This is a genomic window from Lentzea tibetensis, assembly GCF_007845675.1.
Classification (GTDB): Bacteria; Actinomycetota; Actinomycetes; order Mycobacteriales; family Pseudonocardiaceae; genus Lentzea; species Lentzea tibetensis.
In genome coordinates, this window is sequence record NZ_VOBR01000020.1 from 1 (window position 1) to 18492 (window position 18492).

20 protein-coding genes are annotated in these 18492 nt (G+C 69.5%); 10 read left to right on the forward strand and 10 right to left on the reverse strand.

All coding sequences use genetic code 11. The annotated features are described in order from the left end of the window. Positions 1-133 precede the first annotated feature (133 nt). Positions 134-973: an alpha/beta fold hydrolase gene (locus FKR81_RS27805; RefSeq protein ID WP_186763210.1), complete on the reverse strand. Its 840-nt coding sequence runs from the start codon at positions 971-973 to the stop codon at positions 134-136. A gap of 10 nt (positions 974-983) precedes the next feature. On the opposite strand from FKR81_RS27805, the gene FKR81_RS27810 reads away from it, so the two are divergent. Further along, positions 984-1445, forward strand: a complete 462-nt coding sequence (locus FKR81_RS27810; protein WP_186763219.1) for a PPOX class F420-dependent oxidoreductase — start codon at positions 984-986, stop codon at positions 1443-1445. Here the strand turns inward: FKR81_RS27810 and FKR81_RS27815 are convergent. From FKR81_RS27815 to FKR81_RS27825, 3 genes are all read right to left on the reverse strand, one after another. Further along, positions 1438-2106, reverse strand: a complete 669-nt coding sequence (locus tag FKR81_RS27815) for a VOC family protein (RefSeq protein WP_146356097.1) — start codon at positions 2104-2106, stop codon at positions 1438-1440. The genes FKR81_RS27810 and FKR81_RS27815 overlap by 8 nt on opposite strands. A 24-nt stretch (positions 2107-2130) precedes the next feature. Then, complete coding sequence (locus FKR81_RS45710) at positions 2131-4119, reverse strand: putative bifunctional diguanylate cyclase/phosphodiesterase (protein WP_268891587.1); 1989 nt, start codon at positions 4117-4119, stop codon at positions 2131-2133. 180 nt (positions 4120-4299) lie between these two features. Continuing rightward, positions 4300-4659, reverse strand: coding sequence for a hypothetical protein (locus tag FKR81_RS27825; protein ID WP_146356101.1), 360 nt, complete (start codon positions 4657-4659; stop codon positions 4300-4302). A gap of 67 nt (positions 4660-4726) precedes the next feature. Between FKR81_RS27825 and FKR81_RS27830 the strand changes: the two genes are divergently transcribed. After that, complete coding sequence (locus FKR81_RS27830) at positions 4727-5488, forward strand: glycerophosphodiester phosphodiesterase (protein ID WP_235921809.1); 762 nt, start codon at positions 4727-4729, stop codon at positions 5486-5488. Positions 5489-5542: 54 nt separating this feature from the next. Continuing rightward, on the forward strand, positions 5543-6946 hold the full coding sequence (locus FKR81_RS27835; protein WP_146356105.1) for an MFS transporter: 1404 nt from the start codon (positions 5543-5545) through the stop codon (positions 6944-6946). Here FKR81_RS27835 and FKR81_RS27840 read toward each other — a convergent pair. Genes FKR81_RS27840 through FKR81_RS27850 form a run of 3 tightly spaced genes read right to left on the reverse strand, consistent with a single transcriptional unit; the run spans position 6909 to position 8883 of the window. Next, positions 6909-7826, reverse strand: coding sequence for a hypothetical protein (locus FKR81_RS27840; RefSeq protein WP_146356107.1), 918 nt, complete (start codon positions 7824-7826; stop codon positions 6909-6911). The two genes, FKR81_RS27835 and FKR81_RS27840, sit on opposite strands and share 38 nt — an antisense overlap. Next, a complete protein-coding gene (locus FKR81_RS27845; RefSeq protein ID WP_146356109.1) occupies positions 7823-8560 on the reverse strand; it encodes a hypothetical protein in 738 nt (245 codons plus the stop codon). Before FKR81_RS27845 ends, FKR81_RS27840 begins: the two co-directional genes overlap by 4 nt. Beyond that, complete coding sequence (locus FKR81_RS27850; protein ID WP_328593163.1) at positions 8557-8883, reverse strand: PadR family transcriptional regulator; 327 nt, start codon at positions 8881-8883, stop codon at positions 8557-8559. Before FKR81_RS27850 ends, FKR81_RS27845 begins: the two co-directional genes overlap by 4 nt. A gap of 168 nt (positions 8884-9051) precedes the next feature. On the opposite strand from FKR81_RS27850, the gene FKR81_RS27855 reads away from it, so the two are divergent. Further along, positions 9052-9768, forward strand: coding sequence for a thymidine kinase (locus FKR81_RS27855; RefSeq protein WP_146356111.1), 717 nt, complete (start codon positions 9052-9054; stop codon positions 9766-9768). Between the two features lie 24 nt (positions 9769-9792). Here the strand turns inward: FKR81_RS27855 and FKR81_RS27860 are convergent, their stop codons facing one another. From FKR81_RS27860 to FKR81_RS27870, 3 genes are all read right to left on the reverse strand, one after another. Continuing rightward, a complete protein-coding gene (locus FKR81_RS27860) occupies positions 9793-10302 on the reverse strand; it encodes a hypothetical protein (RefSeq protein ID WP_146356113.1) in 510 nt (169 codons plus the stop codon). After that, the gene (locus tag FKR81_RS27865; protein WP_146356115.1) at positions 10292-11134 is read right to left on the reverse strand and encodes a hypothetical protein; all 843 of its coding nucleotides are present in this window, start codon (positions 11132-11134) and stop codon (positions 10292-10294) included. The genes FKR81_RS27860 and FKR81_RS27865 overlap by 11 nt, the downstream gene beginning before the upstream one ends. 175 nt (positions 11135-11309) lie before the next feature. Continuing rightward, on the reverse strand, positions 11310-13382 hold the full coding sequence (locus FKR81_RS27870; protein ID WP_222598423.1) for a glycoside hydrolase family 2 protein: 2073 nt from the start codon (positions 13380-13382) through the stop codon (positions 11310-11312). 211 nt (positions 13383-13593) lie between these two features. On the opposite strand from FKR81_RS27870, the gene FKR81_RS27875 reads away from it, so the two are divergent. The 6 genes from FKR81_RS27875 to FKR81_RS27900 all read left to right on the forward strand — a co-directional run bounded on the left by FKR81_RS27875 (position 13594) and on the right by FKR81_RS27900 (position 18465). Beyond that, positions 13594-15054, forward strand: coding sequence for a hypothetical protein (locus FKR81_RS27875; protein ID WP_146356117.1), 1461 nt, complete (start codon positions 13594-13596; stop codon positions 15052-15054). Positions 15055-15138: 84 nt separating this feature from the next. Beyond that, positions 15139-16050 carry a hypothetical protein gene (locus FKR81_RS43775; RefSeq protein WP_186763212.1) on the forward strand — a complete coding sequence of 304 codons (912 nt, stop codon included), beginning with the start codon at positions 15139-15141 and terminating at the stop codon, positions 16048-16050. Positions 16051-16089: 39 nt separating this feature from the next. After that, a complete protein-coding gene (locus FKR81_RS27885) occupies positions 16090-16533 on the forward strand; it encodes a GyrI-like domain-containing protein (protein ID WP_146356119.1) in 444 nt (147 codons plus the stop codon). A 142-nt stretch (positions 16534-16675) separates the two neighbouring features. Next, positions 16676-17380 (forward strand): helix-turn-helix transcriptional regulator, encoded by a 705-nt coding sequence (locus FKR81_RS27890; protein ID WP_146356121.1) that lies wholly within the window; start codon positions 16676-16678, stop codon positions 17378-17380. Between the two features lie 90 nt (positions 17381-17470). Next, positions 17471-17836 carry a VOC family protein gene (locus FKR81_RS27895; RefSeq protein ID WP_146356123.1) on the forward strand — a complete coding sequence of 122 codons (366 nt, stop codon included), beginning with the start codon at positions 17471-17473 and terminating at the stop codon, positions 17834-17836. Between the two features lie 56 nt (positions 17837-17892). Then, positions 17893-18465: a TetR/AcrR family transcriptional regulator gene (locus tag FKR81_RS27900; protein ID WP_146356125.1), complete on the forward strand. Its 573-nt coding sequence runs from the start codon at positions 17893-17895 to the stop codon at positions 18463-18465. Positions 18466-18492: the final 27 nt, after the last annotated feature.

Below are 18492 nucleotides of genomic sequence, written 5' to 3' on the forward strand. Positions count from 1 at the left end.
AGGTTCGCGGATCAGGCGCAGCCTTGCCATATTTTCAGGTCGGGGTCAAGACGTCTTTTTGTCTTGACCCCGACCTGAAAATATGGCCACCTCTGGTGATCCGCGAACCTCTCCCCACCCCACCACGAACCCCCTACCCGAGGAACGTGGCAACCTGCTTCACCAGCCACTCCGGGTCGTCCACCCACGCGTAATGCCCGGCACCCTCGTGCACGATGAGCTGCGCGTTGGGGAACAACTCCACCAACTCGGCACACCGCCGCACCGGCGAAATAGGATCAGCCGAAGCGCAATAGACCAGCACGGGATGCGAGAAATCAGCCAACGCACGCCGCAAAACGCCAGGCGTGAAAGCGCCTTCCGCGTTGTACCCGAGCCCGACCTCGTACTTCCACTCCTGCAACTCGGCCGCAGCGTGTTCCTGGGCCCGCGAGCTCCACGTCCCGTAGAGCATCGGAGACGCGGCCACGCGGTTCTCCACCGAGTTGTCGCCCGCCTTGTCCTTCGCCAAAGCGCCCACGACCTGCGCGAACCACGGCTCGCCCGACCGCGCCGCCAGGAAGCTGTCCCAGTCGCTCTGCTCGGGCGACAACCCGACGGACCGCAGAGCCGGGGTCAGCAGCACGAGCTTGCCGATGCGCTGCGGGAAGTCCTGCGCGTACCCCATCGCGATGCCCGCACCGGCCGAGTGCCCCAGCACGTCGACCACGTCGAGACCGAGGTGGGCGCGCAGGGCCTCGACGTCGCGGACCAGGAAGTCACGGCGGTAGGTGATCGGGTGCTCGGGTGAGTCGGACGAACCGGTGCCGCGGTTGTCCAGCACCACGAGCTGCCGGTGAGCGGACAGACCGCCCAGGTCACCCAGGTAGCTCGACGCTCTGCCGGGACCACCCGCGAGGCAGATCAGGGGCTCACCCGACCCCTCGATGCGATATGCGAGTTCCGTGCCGTCGTACGAGGTGAACCGTGCCATGCTGCACATCATGCCGAAGATCGCCACGGCCGACGTCGTCGACCGCGCCCAGCTGCTGGAGTTCCTCCGCACCCGCCACCGCGGCCTGATCATCACCAAGCGCGCGGACGGCCGGCCGCAGGTGTCGCCCGTCGCGTGCGGCGTCGACACCGAGGGGCGCATCGTCGTCTCCACCTACCCGCAGCGCGCCAAGACCACCAACGCCCGGCGCGACGCCGACGTCACCATGTGCGTGCTCTCCGACGACTGGGACGGGCCCTACGTCCAGGTCGACGGACAAGCCGAGGTGCTCGACCTGCCCGAGGCGCTCGAACCGCTCGTCGAGTACTTCCGGTGCATCGCGGGCGAGCACCCCGACTGGGACGAGTACCGCGAAGCCATGCGACGTCAGGGCAAGTCGCTCATCCGCATCACCATCGAACGATGGGGCCCCATCGCCACCGGCGGCTTCCCGCCCGAGCTCGCTAGCTAGACCACGCACCGCCCCAGCCCGACGGCGAGTCCAGCAACGCGCACACCCCGCCCGCCGGATCGGCGATCGACGCCACCAAACCAGTGGGCACCGCGGTGGGCGGCATCAGCACGGTGCCGCCCAGCTCCGCCACCGACGCACACGCCTCGGACACCGAATCCACGGCGAAGTACACCATCCACCCCGACACCGGCGGCTCTACCGTGCACAACCGGCCCGCCACCGCGCGACGGTCACCACGACGCGACGACTCGTACAGCGAGAACTCCGCCGACTCCGGCCGGACCTCCCAGCCCAGCTGACCCGACCAGTACGAGTCATCGGCCGACGAGCACATCAGCTCCGCCCAGCACGGCTCACCACCACGCGGCTCCGGCGCCCACGGCCCGTGCAGCACGCGACCGTCGTCCACTGCGGCGTCCACATCGGACGCATCGCGCAACGACCGCGCGACCGGACCACCGAAAACCACGCGCCAGCAAGGAGAACCACCCGCGTGCACGGCGACCGCCAGCCGGTCGCCAACCCATCCCGTGAAGGAACCGTCCGGGTCCGCGATCACCGACCAGCCGAGCACGGCGGCGTAGAAGTCGACCACTCGTTCTGGTTCGGGCGTGAACAACTCGATACGGCGAAGGCCGCACGATCCGTCGTATGGCACGAAGGGCTTCCCATCAGGCGGTGATCAGGAGCGCGCACCATCCTCGGCTCCAACCACCTGAGACGACAATGCGCCATCCGCACCAACCAGCTGCGCCGAAAGGACCTGCTCGAGCGGAACCGGCCGGCCCAGGTGGAACCCCTGCCCCACCTTGACACCCAAGCGCCGCAACGCATCCACCTGCGCCGGGCGCTCCACCCACTCGGCCACCGCCGACAGGCCGAGCCCGCGCGCGATTTCCATGATGCCCGCGACGAGCACCGCGTCGGCCGGGTTGCCGTCGATGTTCTTCACGAACTCGCCGTCGATCTTGATGCCGGTGATCGGCAGGTGTTTCAAGTGGACGAACGAACCGAAACCGGAACCGAAGTCGTCCAGCGTGATCCGGCAGCCGAACCCGCGCAGCTGCCGCGCCAGCGTCCGCGCCGCGTCCAGGTTCGTCACCGCCGCCGTCTCGGTGATCTCCAACCCCAACCGGCCCGGCGCCACCCCCGCCGAACCCAGCCGGTCCAGCACGAAGTCACCGAAGTCGCTGTCCTCCAGCGTCCGGCCCGAGATGTTCACGTTGAACCGCAGCTCCGGCGACGGCTGCGCCACCAGCGCGTCGATCGCCCGCGACAGCACCCACCGGTCGATGTCGAAGATCAGGTTCGACCGCTCGGCCACCGGCAGGAAGTCCGCAGGGCCCAGATACGGCTCCTGGCCGTCCTCCAGCCTCAACAGCAGCTCGTGCCCCAGCACCCGGCCGTCCACCAGCGACACCATCGGCATCCCGTGCAACGCCAGGCCACCATCGGCCAGCGCACCCCGCAACCGATCCAGCACCGACACCCGCTTCACCGTGTCCGCGTAGTGCCCCGGCTCGTACACCGTCACCCGGTTCCGGCCCGCCGCCTTCGACGCGTACAACGCCAGGTCCGCGTTCGCCAGCACCAGCTCCCACGAGTCACCCGGACCGAACGCCGCCAGCCCCGTCGACACCGTGATGTGCGCCGGCGTCCCGCACCCCACCAGCGGCAACGCCGCCACCGCGTCACGCAGCCCGTCAGCGACCGCCGACGCGTCCGCCATCGAACACCCCGGCAGCACCACCGCGAACTCGTCACCACCGAGCCGCCCGATCACCTGCCGCTCGGACAGCCTGCCCTCCAGCGCCGACGCCAGCATCCGCATCACCCGGTCACCCACACCGTGCCCGCGCAGATCGTTGACGTCCTTGAAGTTGTCCAGATCCAGCACCAGCAACGCACCCGAACCACCGGTCGCCAGCTCGCGCTCCAGCTCCCGCGTCAACGCACGCCGGTTCGGCAACCCCGTCAACGGGTCCTGCTCGGCCATCCGCACGAGCTCGTCGCGCACCCGGCTCGCCTGCGTCACGTCGTGCGCCGTCCCCAGCGCCCGCACCGGGGTCCCGTGCTCGTCGACGACCACCTCGCCGAAGCACTCGAACACCCGCTCCGTCCGCCGGTCCGCCAGCAGCATCCGGTGCGTGTAGGTGAACACCGAACCCGTCCGCATCGCCTCCTCGAGCGTCCGCTCGATGACCGGCAGATCCTCGGCGTGCACCAGCTGGGAATAACGCTCGAAGTCGAACTCCGTGCCCGGCGCGAACCCGAACATCTCCAGCAACGTGTCCGACCACGTCACCCGATCCTCGGTGATGTGCCACTCCCAGGTACCCATCCGGCCCAGCACCTGCGCCCGCCGCAACGCGTCCGCCTCCTGCGTCACCGCCAGCTCCCGGTCACGCCACGCCGTTACGTCAACGAGCTGGTACAGCAGCTCCTCGCCCAGCGGTGTGCAGGTGATCTCCAGCCACCGGTGGCTGTCGGCCGCGGCCGCCAGCGCGAACCCCGAACCAGGGCGTTCGGGCACACCGGGCAGCAGCGCGGGCAGCGAACGCCCCGCCGCCGAGTCCGCGGGCACCCCGAGGAAATCCCCCAGGGCGCGGTTCACCCAGCGCAGCGTCCCGAGCGCATCCGTCACACCGAACCCGACGTCCGCTCGGTCCATCGCTGTGCGGCAATAGGACGTCACGCGGGTCATGATCGTCCGATTACTGCGGGTAGGCAAGCCGCTACGACAGCCGGGTTTCTCCCGGTCTTTGCGGGTGTGCCTTGAGTTGGGCGTGTACCGGTGGTGCGGAGAGCGCTGATTTAAGTCAGCACTGAAATCATCGAACTGACTGACCAATCACCGGAGCCGCTCGAGGCTCTTCGCCGTCTCCACCATCTCCGCCGCCAGCTTCCGCAGCTCATCGGGGTCAGCCCCGTCCGAAGCCGCCGTGAACACGTCCTCCGCCGCACACCGCAACTGGAACAACCGGTCCTGCAGATCGGCGAGCTCCGCCGTCGACAACACCACCGCGTCCTCCGGCAACCCTCCCCGCTGCAACGCCGCCCGCCGCTCGTAGGCCCGCTGCCGGCACGGCTGCGCGCAATAACGCCGCGGCCTGCCGATCCGCCCACTCCCCGGCAACCTGCGTCCACACCACGCGCAGTGCCTCGGCTCATCCGGCCTCAGCCCCTCAGGGCCCCGGATCTCGACCTCCATGGCGCGCGACGGTATCCGGCCACCCCACCTTCACTCCAGCGCCACGCCGCCAAGGCACACTCCACTCGTGACACACCCCTACCTCACCGGGCCGCACCCCCGCGCGTTCGCCCACCGCGGCTGGCACGTCGACGACCTCACCGGCATGGAGAACTCCATGAGCTCCTTCCGCCGGGCCGTGAGTGAGGGCTACCGCTACCTCGAGACCGACGTCCACGCCACCAGCGACGGACACGTCGTCGTCCACCACGACACCACCCTCGACCGCACCACCGACGCCACCGGCGTCGTCAGCGACCTGCCGTGGGCCGAGGTCCAGCGCGCCCGCATCGGCGGCCGCGAACCGATCTCCCGCCTCGCCGACGTACTCGAAGAGCTCCCCGACACGCTCTTCAACATCGACGTCAAGACCGAACGCGCCGTCGAACCCGTCCTCGCCCTGCTGCGCAAGGCGAAGGCACTCCACCGCGTCTGCCTCGCGTCGTTCTCCGACAGCCGACTCGCCCGCCTGCGCAAGCGCGGCGGCCCCGAGCTCCTCACCTCCATGGGCCCCCGCAGCGCGGGCGCGCTCTGGGCATCCGGACGCATCCCGCTCGCCGGACTCGCCGTGCGCGGCCAGGTCGCCCAGGTCCCCGTCAGCCAGGGCCGGCTCACCGTCGTCGACCAGCGCTTCGTCGACGCCGCCCACAAACGGTCACTCGAAGTTCACGTCTGGACCATCGACGACGCCACCGAAATGCGCCACCTGCTCGACATCGGCGTCGACGGACTCGTCACCGACCGGCCCGACGTCCTGCGCGACGTACTCCGGTCGCGCGGTACCTGGTAACAGCTTGGGCAGACGATCAACGCGAGATAGTTCGGACAAGTACAGTCCCGCGCCATGAGTGTGGTGGAAGACAGCAACGCGGCGGTCAAGAAGCGCCGCCGCGAGCAATGGGGCTGGTGCTGGTACGACTGGGCGAACTCGGTTTTCCCCACCTCGGTGACAACGGTGTTCCTGTCGCTCTACCTCACCGCCGTCGCACAGGAAGCCGCCAAGGCGGACACCGCCCGCAACGGCGCCAACGGCTGCCCCGGTGACGACGCGTTCCAGAGCTGCGACGTCTCCATCCTCGGCCTCACCTTCCCCGCGGGCTCGCTCTGGGGCTACCTGCTGTCCGCCGCGACCGTGGTCCAGGTGATCGTCCTGCCGATCATGGGCGCCATCGCCGACCGCACCCAGAACAAGAAGCGCATGCTCGCCTTCTTCGCCTTCACCGGCGCGGCGATGACCGCGCTGCTCGGCTTCGTCGAGGGCACCAACTGGCAGCTCGGCGTGCTGCTCTTCATCCTCGCCAACATCTGCTACGGATCATCCGTGGTCGTGTACTACGCCTTCCTCCCCGAGATCGCGAACCCCGACGAACGCGACGGCGTCTCCTCGCGCGGCTGGGCGTTCGGCTACCTCGGCGGCGGAATCGCTCTCATCATCCAGCTCGGCATCACCCTCAAGGCTGACTCGCTCGGCCTCACCGCGAGCGACGCGGCCCGGATCGCCTTCGTCATCTCCGGCGTCTGGTGGGCGCTGTTCACCATCGTCCCGCTGCGCGCGCTCACCCAGCACCAGGCTCCGCACGGCGCCGAGTCCGGCGCGTCCGTCGTCACCGCCGGCTTCAAGGAGCTGGGCCAGACCTTCAAGGCAGCCAAGGCGTTCCCGCTCACGCTGGCGTTCCTCGGCACCTACCTGATCTACACCGACGGCATCTCCACCGTCGCGAACGTCTCCGCCCAGTACGGCAGCGTGGAGCTCAAGCTCGACCGCACCACGCTGATCGCCACGATCCTCATCGTCCAGTTCGTCGCGTTCATCGGCGGCGTCGTGCACGGCATGATCGCCCGCCGCTTCGGCGCCAAGAAGACCATCATGGGCTCGCTGTGCGTCTGGATCGTCGTCATCACCGCGGCGTTCTTCGTCCGCGCGGGCGACCAGGTCCAGTTCTACCTCGTCGCCGCGGGCATCGGCATCGTCCTCGGCGGCACCAACGCGCTGTCCCGGTCGCTGTTCAGCCAGATGGTGCCGCCCGGACGCGAAGCCCAGTACTTCTCGCTCTACGAGGTCGGCGAGCGGTCCACGTCGTGGCTCGGCCCGCTGGTGTTCGCCGCCGTCGGCCAGGCCACCGGCAGCCTGCGGCCCGCGATCATCTCGCTGATCATCTTCTTCGTGATCGGCTTCGTGCTGCTGATCTTCGTGCCCGTCCGCCGCGCCATCAAGGCCGTCGGAAACCCGGAACCGAAGCTCGTCTGACCATCGCAGCCACAAGAGGAACGAGCGTGCCGGCGGTCAGCAACACGATCGCCGCCACGTAGACCGAGCGCGGATCCTGCATGACCACGACCATGAAGTTGGCCTCCGGCAACAACACCGCCGACCCCGCGGCCACCGCCCACGTCGTCACCGGATCACGCCACCGCCGCACCAGCAGCACCACCAACGCGAGGGCCATCGGCAGTACGAGGCCAACCTGGAACCACGTCGCCACCGCCCCGACCACCCCGGCGACCGCGCCCGCGACGAGCCACGGCTTCACGGAGGGCAGCCGCGCCTCGCGGTGGAAACCCAGGCACAGGCACGCCAGCGCCAACCACGACGGCAGCAGGAACGACGCCTGAGTCGCCCACTGCAACGCCCCACCTTGCGACAGGCTCAGCGACAACCCGACCAGACCACCGCACACCTGCAACGCGACGAACGCCTTCGCCAACGTGCGCCACCCGAACGCCAGAGCCGCGAGCGCCGCAACCGGCGCCAACTCCACCACCGTCCACGGCGTCACCCGCACCGCCTCGAACCCGTGCACCAGGCCGAACACGATCGACGCGACGAACGCACCGGACCACATCACCCCGGCTACCAGGCCCAGCAACGCGATCCGCCGCGTCACGTCCCCCAGCGTCACCGCGTGCGCGGGCGCATCGTCGGCCGCGAACCTCGTCCGCACCGCCAGGCTCAGCGTCGACCGCGTCTCCGGCCACCCCGGCCAGCCGTACTCGCCGTCCAGATCGTCGTAGCCCTCCCCCGCGCGACTTTCGAGGAAGATCCCGACCATCTCCTCCTCGCGATCCGTCCGGTACCACGACGGCAACACCTTCAACAGCAACCGGTACCTGCGCTCCAACGTGCTCACGCCTGCGCCCCCCTCGATCCCATCGTCACCGTCCGCGCGGCCAGCACCACCACGCTCACCACGACCATCCCGATCGTGATCAGGTACGTCTCCAGCGTGCCGACCACCACGACGCTGAGCGCACCGGCGACGAACGCCACGCCGGCCGCCGACCACCACCGCATGACTGACGGCGCCGCTGCCTCACGGTGGAAACCCAGGCACAGCAACAGGAAACCCAGCCACCACGGCGCCAGGAACCACACCAACGGCCAATTGGGCTCGCTCACCAGCGTGAGGACGCCGGGCACGAGCACCAGCCCGGTGAGCACCTTCGCCCACCCGTAGCGCCCCCGCAGCAACAGGGCGAACGCCACCAGCGGCACCACCTCGAACGCGAGCCCCAACCACGACCGCGTCGTCGTCAGATCGTCGTCGACCGCGAGCAGGACCGACTGCACCACCCCACCACCGAGCATCGCGACCCCGGCCACCGCCCCCACCAGCGCGACCGACCGCACCACGTCGCCCAGCGCCACCGCACGGGCCAGACCTCCGGACGCCCCCATCCGCACGCGGCACGCCAGCGCCAGCACCGCCCAGGTCTCCATCCAGCCCGGCCAGCCGTGCTCGAGATCCAGCTCGTCGGTCCGCCCGGCCAGGAAGATCCCGACCATCTCGTCCTCGCGATCGGCCCGGTACCAGCGCGGCAACGTCCTCAACAGCCACCGATACCTGCGCTCCAGCTGGTTCACGCCTCAGACCCCCTCGCCCGCAGCACCGCCGACGCCGCCCGCACGTTCGCGCTCATCCGCGCGACCTCCGCCTGCAGCGTCCGCACTCCCCCATCGGTGAGCCGGTAGTACCGGCGCAGCCGCCCCTGGTGCACCTCCTCGCGGTCGCGCTCGGCGAGGCCGTCCGCGACCAGCCGGTCGAGCACCCCGTACAGCGTGCCGACCCGCAGCCGCATCCGCCCGTCCGACAACGCCTCCACCGACTGCACGATCGCGTACCCGTGCAACGGCTCCTCCGCCAGTGCGGTCAGCACCAGGAACGTCTGCTCCGACACACCCCTCATACAGCTAAATATATCGCTAAGCGGTATATACCGCCAGAGCGAATCGGGACCGTTGCCCTGGTCGCGTCGTGGCGGTTTTGGGTCTGCTGGTTGACTGAAGGCTGAGTTCAGTCAACACTGAAGTAATAGAGCTTAGTGAGTTTTGGAGGGCGGCTAGGGTGTCGGCCCGTGGACGCTCTTCCCGCAACATCAACAGACCCCACTGACGCCCTCTCCTCCGTTCCGGCCGCCGGCGCGCGGCGCGGACTCGGCGTGCCGGGCAGGCTGAGGTTCTTCTACGGCCCCATGGACTGCGGGAAGTCGACGCTCGCGCTGCAGATCGACCACAACCAGGCCCGGCAGGGCCGCTGCGGCCTCCTGCTGGTGCGCCACGACCGGTCCGGCACCCCGACGATCTCCAGCCGCATGGGCATCGCCCGCGGCGCGCTCGAGGTGCACGAGACCATCGACATCCGCGCTCTCGTGCGCTCCCACTGGGCCCAAGGCATCCGGGTCGACTACCTGATCGTCGACGAAGCCCAGTTCCTCTCCCCCACCCAGGTCGACCAACTGGCCGAGCTGGCCGACGACTCGCAGATCGACGTCTACGCGTTCGGTCTCGCCACCGACTTCCGCAGCTGCCTCTTCCCCGGCGCCGCACGGCTCTTCGAGCTCGCCGACGAGCTCAACGCCATCCAGGTCGAGGTGCTGTGCTGGTGCGGGCTCCCCGGCCGCTTCAACTCCCGCATCCACGACGACCAGATCGTCCGCGACGGCGACACCGTCCTCGTCGCCGACACGATCCCCGGCGACGACGTCCGCTACCAAGTCCTGTGCCGCAAGCACTACCGCACCGGCGACCTCGGCCCGACGGACGTGGATCCAGGACAACTCCGCCTGGCATAGCCACCGGACCGGAATGTGCGGGACTCAGCTGAGCAACTCCGCGATGTGCACCACGTGATGGTGAGCCCACGACTGGTGCTCGCCACCGTGAAAAGTCACCCGGACGTCCTCGTCGAACGTCACCAGGGTCACCTGACCGATCGGGCCGATCGAGCCGTGCAGCCGGACGAGGTCGCCCGGCACCAGCTCGTTCGCCTGTTTCGTCCCGATGTTGCGCGCTGAGGACGCGGGCCTCAGCCGCGTGGTGAAGAGCCACCACGACGCACCGCACAGCGCCGGAACCGTGAGGACCAGGACACCCGCGGCGACGGGAAACGTGCTCACCAGCGAGGCCGCGCCGACCGACGCCCACAGCAGACCCGCCATCGCGGCGATGTGCGCCGAGCTCACGGGATGGTCGCCGAACTGGAGCCAGCCCGTCGTGCGCACCCAGCCGTCCGAGGTCAGACCGCGCGGCGGCCTGCCGTCCGCGAGGCCGGGTTCCGCGGTGTGGACCGGTTTGCTGAACAGGTCGACGTGATCCTCAGTCCGCACGCCGCCACCTCAGCTGATTCTTGCCGTTGCGGCCGCAGACCACGACGTTGCCCTTCGGGGACCTCTTCCGCACACCTTCGAAGAAGCACCTCTTGCCCACCACGAAGCGGACCCATGCGTCGTCGGCCGGTGGTCGTGAGGTGGCCGTGGCCGGCTCTGAGGATGGTGGCGGTGCGGAAGACTCCGTCGTGGTCGTGGTCGTGGTCGTTGTGGTCACGGTCGGGCTCGGCGCGGACGACGATGGCGCGCTGGTGGCCGTCGCCGTCGCTGCGTCGGGAGCGCAGCCTGCCGCCCACAGGCCGCGGTGTTCCTGCCTGGCGGCGGACTCGACCGGCGCGAGCTCCTCGCGGGCCGACAGGTCCGCCGACGCCGCACCTTCGTGCACGATGGTCCGCGCGTAGTCCGCTCCGTCCGGCAGTCGCACGTCGACCGCGATCCGATCGTTTCCGGACACGTCGTCACTCTTGACGACGAGCCACACGTTCTTGCCTCGCAACAGGCTCTGAGCGACCGAGCGAGACTCCGCCGGCCCGCAGTCCGCGATCTGCCGCAACCCGGCGACGCGGGCGCGGAAGGCGAGCCCGGTGGCGGGCTCCACGCCTTCGAACAAGTCCACATCGGACACGGTGTGAACAGTCACCTCGAGGGAGTCACCTCTGTGCATGGCCTCTTCGAGCCCGGCGCTCTCGCGTTCCTGCGGGACCACCTCGCCGCCGAAGCCGACCGTTCCGGTGGTGACGAGCGCGGTCAGGATCCCGAGGCACGCGACCGCGAGCCTCGCGCGCTGGTTGATGCGCCACCAGAAGCGGCGGACGATCCCTGTGCTCGGCAATGGCAGTCCCCGACTTGGTCGAACAATTCATGACACGTGCGTTCACCGTTGTCGGAGCAGCGTCATCGCTGAAAACTTCACCGTCAAGAACGAAAAAGGTTCAATCGAATAGTGCTTCGTCATTCACAGAATTGACCACTGTGAACGCTCCTGCGCGCTACCGGCTGATCGCTCTTCAGAGCGTCCACGTGGCCGTGTCGGTGTAGGTCCGGCCATCGCGCGTGCCGGTGATGGTCACCGTGTTGACGCCGGGCCGCAGCGTGATCGGCCAAGCGCAGATGTGGTCTGCCGCGGGCGGTTTCGGAGCACCGACGGCCTGGCCGTTCAGGATCAGCTGCACGGTGTCGGTGGTGCCGTAGGCGCGGACCGTGGTGGCCGCGGTGGTGCGCTGCACCCAGCGGGCGCTGTTGAGGTGCACGAAGGGCGTGGTCGTCCAGTTGGCCTTGTAGAGGTAGAAGGCGTCCTTGCGCGTCGCGCGGTCGTAGGTGACCAGGCCTTTGTCGTTGCGCCCCAGGGTGTCTCCCTCGGAGCGGCTGTCCACGGCGAAGTCGAACATGTTCCACACGAACGTGCCCCAGAGGTACTCGCGGGTCCGCAGCTGTGCCCACGAATTCTCGTGCACCAGGGTCTGGTACTCCTCCGGGTGCCAGCGCGACGTCGTCACGGGCGGGCGCGGGTTCTCCTCGTGCTGGTTGATGCTGCCGCCCGCGCCGTACTCGCTCAGTGCGATCTTGCGCGCCGGATCGCTCGCGTGCAGCCGGTCCGCCCAGCCGCCGGGGCCGGTGCTGCTGTTGTTGTACCAGCCGAAGTACTTGTTGTAGGCCGCGAGCTCCGTGTGGCTCGACACCGCGTCGAGGTCGCCGAGGTGGCTGGCGTACGTCGAGTGCCTGCCCGAGTCCTCCGCCCGCACGGCCGCCGCGAGGTCGCGGAGCAGGTTGTTGGTCGCGGCGTTGCTGGTCTTCTGCTCGTTGCCGACGCCCCAGAACGCGATCGACGGGTGGTTGAAGTTCTGGCGGATCATCTCGAGCAGTTGCTGCTGGGCGTTCGCGCGGAACGCCGCGCTGTCGGTCACCTCGTTGACCAGCGGGATCTCCGTCCACACCACGTAACCGCGTTCGTCGGCGAGGTCGTACACGTCCTCGGACTGCTGGTAGTGCGCGGTGCGCAGGGCGTTGACGCCCATCTCGTCCATCAGATCGAAGTCCTGGCGCTGCTGTGCGGGCGTGACGGCCCAGCCCTGGTTCAGCCGGTCCTGGTGCGCGTTGACGCCGTGCAGGCGCACCGATCGGCCGTTCAACGAGAAGCCGGTGTTCGCGTCGACCGCGGTCGTGCGCAGGCCGAGTGGTTGGGTGACGACGTCGGTCACGTCGCCGATGTCGGCGTCGATGATCTCCACGCTCGCGCGGTAGCGGTACGGGTCCGTCTTGCCGTGCCAGCGGTGCGGGCGTGGGATCGTGATCGTCTGCGCGGTGTCGAAGCCGGTGGCGGCGTTCACCGAACGGGTCGCCGCCGTGGTCTCACCGACGATCGTGCCCGTCTGATCGGCGACGACCGTGCGCACCTCGACCCGCTTGGTGGTCGCGTTGTTGTTCCACGCCTTGGTGGTGACCTCGACACGTGCCGACTCGTCGGACAGGGCTCGCTGCCGCAGATACACGCCGGGACCGCCGAAGTCGCCCATGCGGATGCCCAGCGGGTCGACCGCGGTGAGCGACACGGAGCGGTAGATCCCGCCGAAGAACGTGAAGTCGGCGGAGAGCGGCGCCACGTCGGGCTTCGCGGCGTTGTCCGCCTTCACCGCGATCACGTTGTCCTGCCCCGGTTTCACCGCACTCGTCGCGTCGAAGCGAAACGCCGCGAAGCCGCCGCGGTGCTGACCCAGCCGGACGCCGTTCACCCACACGTCCGCGACCTGGTTCACGCCGTCGAACTGCAGCCACAGCCGCTTGCCGGCCAGCGACGACGGCGGCGTGAAGTGCTTGCGGTACCAACCGATTCCCCGGTGGTAGTTCGAGCCGCCGTCCTGGCCGTCCGACGCGTTCCAGGTGTGCGGCACGGTCACCGGCGTCCACGCCGAGTCGTTGAAACCCGGTGTCTCGGCTCCCGCGACGTCGCTGCGGACGAACCGCCAGCCCGCGTCGAGGCCCACGTGCTGGCGTGTCGCGGGCGGCTCGTACGCCGAGGCGGCAGGCGCTCCCACGAGCATCGTCGACAGCAGCAACAACACCGACAGGCGAGTCCGAGCCATGAAATCACTCCACTGTTCGCCCACGTGAACACCGGGGTTGAACGATTTAGAACGCTATTGGTGGCGGGAAATCCGCGTCAACACCACGGGCGAGTTCCGGTACAAGCGATTCGGCGATGCGTGATCCGACTGCGATCTTGACGCCGCCCGCGCGGACGGGCACGGTCGGTGGTGACCGCTGCCATCACGTTCGACATCGAAGGAGCGGTCGTTGACACCCCAGCCAGGTTCCTACCCCGGCCTGACCCGCCGCACCCTGCTCGTCTCGGCGGTGGCCGCCGCGGGCACCGCCTTCGCGGGCAACGGCAGCGCCACCGCGGCACCCGCACTGGCACTGCGCTCCGGTAGCAACACCCTCAACGCGGACTTCGCGTGGGCCCGCAAGCGCGCACTGGACTGGGTCCAGACCGGCAAGCCCGGCACCATCCCGTCGTACTGGGCTGGTCTCACGAACCGTCCCGCGTTCTACTCCCGCGACGTGGCGCACCAGATGCTCGGCGCGCACCTGCTCGGCCTCGACGCCGAGAACATCAGCATGCTCAAGGTGTTCGCCACGTCGGCGACCGAGCGTCGGCGCTGGTACCCGTTGTGGGCGTTCCAGTTCGACGGCGGCATCTACCGCACGGACTACAAGAGCGACGACAACTTCGTCCGCGAGGTCCCCGCGGTGTTCGAGCTGACCGAGAAGGGCGTGCGGCAGTACCTGTGGACCGGCAACCGCGCCTACGTCGACGACGCGGCGCTGTGGAAGTACTACACGAACTCGGTCACCTACTTCATCGGCGCTCACGACGACAACCGCAACGGCGTCGCCGACGAGGACGGCACCGGGAAGATCTTCCAGGGCGTCGCCAGCTACAACGAGAACGGCGAGGGCCTGCTCGAAGCAGGCGACGGCATCGCATCGCAGTACCAGGCGCTGCTCGCCTACAGCATCGCCCAGCAGGCGCGCGGCGATGAGGCCGGCGCGCAAGCGTCCGCCAGGAAAGCGGCCAACCTGCGCGCGCACTTCGAGAAGAACTGGTGGTCGGCGAGCGCCAACAGGTACATCCGCGGCTTCACCAAGGCGGGTGCGCGCACGAACTTCGGCAAGGAGAACTCCTGGTTCCTGCCGATGAAGGGCCTCACCGCGCCCGGCCCGCGCACCGACGCCTACCTGGACTTCGTGCACAAGTCGGTGTCGGACCTGCCGCCGTTCAACATCGAGGCCTACACCTACCTGCCCGAGACGTTCTTCCGCTGGGGCCGCGTCGACCAGGCGTGGAAGTGGTTCCGCTACGTCGCGGACAGCCGCGCCGCCTACCCCGAGGTCTCGTACACCACGATCGGCAACATCGCCGAGGGCCTGCTGGGCATCGAGCCGAACGCACCCGCGTCGGCGCTGTCCACGGTGCCGCAGCTGCCCTCCGCGGTGCCGTGGCTGGAGCTGGACCACGTCCCGCTGGGTGCGCACGACCTCGCGGTCCGGCACGACGGCAACAAGACCAGCGCGCTGACCCACCACGCGGGGCCGCGGCCGCTCGCGTGGACCGCGCAGTTCGCCGGACGGTACGAGTCGGTGCTCGTGAACGGACAGCGGCAGCCCGCCAAGGTCAGCGTCGTGGAGGGCCGCACCCTCTCGTCGGTGACGATCACGGTGGCGCCGGGAGCGAAGGCCACGGCCGCCGTCTGACTCTCTCGCCCAGCGGTGGGGACAGTGGGAGCATCTCGGCCCATGACGCCGCTGCCGCGATTGCTCACGCGCGTCGTGACTGCCTTGACCGTCACGACAGCCGCCGTCGGATGTTCCGACGGCGGCAGGACCGATGCGGGCGAAACCGGCCTGCGAAAAGCGCTCGCCCGTGTGGCGGCGACCGACCAGCTGCGGGACTACGTGGAGTACGCCGACGGCGAGGGCATCGCCGTCGTGGCGGGCCGGACGGGCGCACCGGAAGGGCCGTGGCGACGGTTGCGCGGCTACGAGGGCGGCAAGATCGCGGCCTACTCCAGGACGCTCGCGGACGTGACGGGCATCGAGCTGGGAGCGGTGCGGTACCGGATCGCCGCGGGCGCGCCGCCCTACGACGTGGCGCTGCTCGTCGGTGGTCAGGACGCCGGGCAGATCACCGGCCGGTTGCGGGCCAGCGGCTGGCAGGACGGCGCGAACGGCGAGCTCACGGCCCCGTCACTCGACGCGTCCGGGGCTCCCGACGTGCGCGTGCTCAGTCTCTCGCTGGCGAAGGTGAAGCCGACGGGCGCCGACCTCGCGCACGGGTCCGCGGACGCGTCACTCGACCCCGTTCTCGCGCCCGGCGAGAAGACGCTCGCCGCCGACGCGGGCACGGTCGCGCTCGCCGACTGCCTCGGCGACGTCATCGTGGCGTTGATGACGCGCACCAAGGACACCGGCGAGGGACCGGACGCGGTGGCGGTCGGCGTCCGGCGCACCGCGGACAAGGCGAGTGCGCCGCGGGCGATCGTGTGCAGCGAGTGGCGGTCCGCGGGCGCGGCTGACCGCGCAGCCGGCGAGCAGCGCGACGCGCTCGCTTCCGGACCGTTCGCGGACACCTACCGCAACGGCAAGGCGGAGCGCGCGGGCGGCAACCTCGTCCGGCTGGAGGCCGACACCCCCGACGACGCGGCCGCCGTGCTGGCCGGTTTCCTCGAACGGCGGCTGCCCGGCATGTGACAACCTGGACAGCACCGGGTTCGAGGACAGGCGGCGCCGATGGACCACGTCGTGGAGCTGATCACCGTCGCGGCGCACCCGACCGCTGTTGTCCGGGCGGCGACCACGTGGCACGACTTCCCGTCGCTGTGGAAGGGCATGCTGGACGAGGTCTGGGCGTGCGTGCACGCCGCGGGGATCAGCCGGGGCTGTCGCAACGTGATGCTGTACCTGGACGACGTGCCGACCGTCGAGGTCGGCGTCGAGCTCCCGGAGTCCTGTCGGCTCACCGGCCGGGTCGTGGCGTCGGCGTTGCCCGCGGGGCGGGTTGCGATGACCGTGCACCGCGGTGGGTACGCGGGTCTGGCGTCGGCGCACGAGGCCGTGGTGCGGTGGTGTGCCGCGCACGGACAGCCGTTGGCGGGGCCGCGGTGGGAGGTCTACGGGCCTCATCGCGACGATCCCGCCGAGGTGACGACCGAGGTGTTCCACCTGCTGGCATGACCTGCCGGAGTTCGAGAAACCGGCGGGCTGCATGCGCGAAAAGGGCGTCGCCGTGCCCGATCCGGCGGTGGGCACGCCCTTCGAGACGGGTGGGCTGAACTGTCAGCGCCGAATTGTCGGTGCTCGCCCCTACTCTGCGGGCATGAACCGGACCGACCGGCTGTACGCGATCGTCGAGACACTGCGGGCCATCGCCCCTCGCACCCGGAGCGCCCGCGTGCTGGCCCAGCAGTACGAGGTCAGCGTGCGCACCATCGAGCGCGACATCAGCGCGTTGCAGCAGGCGAGCGTGCCGATCTACGCGGACACCGGCCGCACCGGCGGCTACGCGCTGGACACGTCGATGTCGTTGCCACCGCTGAACTTCACGCCCGCCGAGGCGGTCGCGGTGGCGGTGGCGCTGCGCGGCGTCGACCACACGCCGTTCGGCCGGTCGGCGCGCAGTGCGCTGCGCAAGATCATGGCCGCGATGCCGTCGCGTGACGCCGGCACCGTGAACGAGCTGGCCACCCGAGTCCGGTTCTTCACCGCGGCCGAGGCGCAGGCCGCCCCCGCCGTGCCCGCGGTGCTGTCGGACGCACTGGTCCACCGGCACGTGCTGCACCTCGTCTACCAGGACAAGCAGGGCGAGCTGACCGAACGCGAGGTCGAGCCCCTGATGTTCCTGGCCGGCCAGCAGGGCTGGTACCTGCACGGCTACTGCCGGCTGCGGCAGAACCAGCGGGTGTTCCGGCTGGACCGGATCGTGGCCGCGCGCGACCGCGGCGAGCCCGCGCCCCACCGGCCGGACCTGCGACCGCCATCGGACGTGCCGCACAACATCGCGCTGCTCTCGACGTTCGACTGAGAAAGGCCGGCTGAGAAAGGCGGAAAACACCGACAGGGGGTTGTCGCGGACGGGCCGCATCGTGGGTGCACACCGAACGAGGAGGCATCCGTGACTGCACACGGCACCATCAACTGGGTCCAGATCGGCACCGACGCGCCCGAGGACGCGAAGAAGTTCTACGGCGAGCTCTTCGGCTGGACGTACGCCGACGACCCCCACTCCCCCGGCTACGACCTGATCACGACGCCCGGAGGCGCCGGACCCAGCGGCGGCTTGTCCGACACCAAGGGCGAGGCACCGAACCACGCGGTCTTCTTCGTCGTCGTGTCGGACGTGGCGGCCGCTGCCGCCGAGGCCGAACGCCTCGGCGGCAAGGTCGTGGTCCCGCTGACCACCACGCCGGACGGTCTGGCGTTCGCCCACCTGGTCGACCCGTCGGGCAACCACTTCGGCGTCTACACGCCGGCAGGCTGAGCGGCGCCCGGACGCTAGCACTGCTAGATCTGTCTAGCAGTGCTAGCTTCCGGGTCGTGTCCACCCGGGATCGCCGTGAGCGGGAACGCGCGGAACGCGAGCAGCTGATCATCGACGTGGCGCAGGACCTCGCCGAAGCCGAGGGCTGGGACGCGGTCACCACCCGCAGGCTCGCCGAGCGCGTCGAGTACAGCCAGCCAGTGCTGTACAGCCACTTCACCAGCAAGGACGCCATCGTGCGTGCCGTCGCACTGCGCGGTTTCGGCATGCTGGCGGACGAGCTGCACGCCGCGCGCACGTCCTACCCGAAGACGATGGACTCGTTGCGCGCGGTCGCCGACGCGTACCTGAGGTTCGCCAAGGCGAGGCCCGCGTTGTACGAGGCGATGTTCGTGCGGGACGTCGCCATCGCGTTCGGCACCGACGACGCGCCGCCCGAGCCGCGTGCCGCGTTCGGCGAGATCGTCGCCGCGCTCGAGCCCGTCGCGATCCCCAGCGCGCTGGAGACCTACGCCGAGGTGTTCTGGAGCGCGCTGCACGGCACGGCGTCACTGGCACGCCGGAAACGGCTGCGGCCCGAGTACCACCTGGCGCGGATGGACCTGATGATGACGAAGTTGTTCCGGTAGTCGATTCCGGCGCACCCCGTTCGTGTA

Excerpts from the sequence above, each read along its gene's own strand:
- FKR81_RS27805 (WP_186763210.1), bottom strand. The coding sequence starts at position 973 with ATGGCACGGTTCACCTCGTACGACGGCACGGAACTCGCATATCGCATC.
- FKR81_RS27810 (WP_186763219.1), top strand. The coding sequence starts at position 984 with ATGCCGAAGATCGCCACGGCCGACGTCGTCGACCGCGCCCAGCTGCTG.
- FKR81_RS45710 (WP_268891587.1), bottom strand. The coding sequence starts at position 4,119 with ATGGACCGAGCGGACGTCGGGTTCGGTGTGACGGATGCGCTCGGGACG.
- FKR81_RS27825 (WP_146356101.1), bottom strand. The coding sequence starts at position 4,659 with ATGGAGGTCGAGATCCGGGGCCCTGAGGGGCTGAGGCCGGATGAGCCG.
- FKR81_RS27835 (WP_146356105.1), top strand. The coding sequence starts at position 5,543 with ATGAGTGTGGTGGAAGACAGCAACGCGGCGGTCAAGAAGCGCCGCCGC.
- FKR81_RS27850 (WP_328593163.1), bottom strand. The coding sequence starts at position 8,883 with ATGAGGGGTGTGTCGGAGCAGACGTTCCTGGTGCTGACCGCACTGGCG.
- FKR81_RS27870 (WP_222598423.1), bottom strand. The coding sequence starts at position 13,382 with ATGGCTCGGACTCGCCTGTCGGTGTTGTTGCTGCTGTCGACGATGCTC.
- FKR81_RS27885 (WP_146356119.1), top strand. The coding sequence starts at position 16,090 with ATGGACCACGTCGTGGAGCTGATCACCGTCGCGGCGCACCCGACCGCT.
- FKR81_RS27890 (WP_146356121.1), top strand. The coding sequence starts at position 16,676 with ATGAACCGGACCGACCGGCTGTACGCGATCGTCGAGACACTGCGGGCC.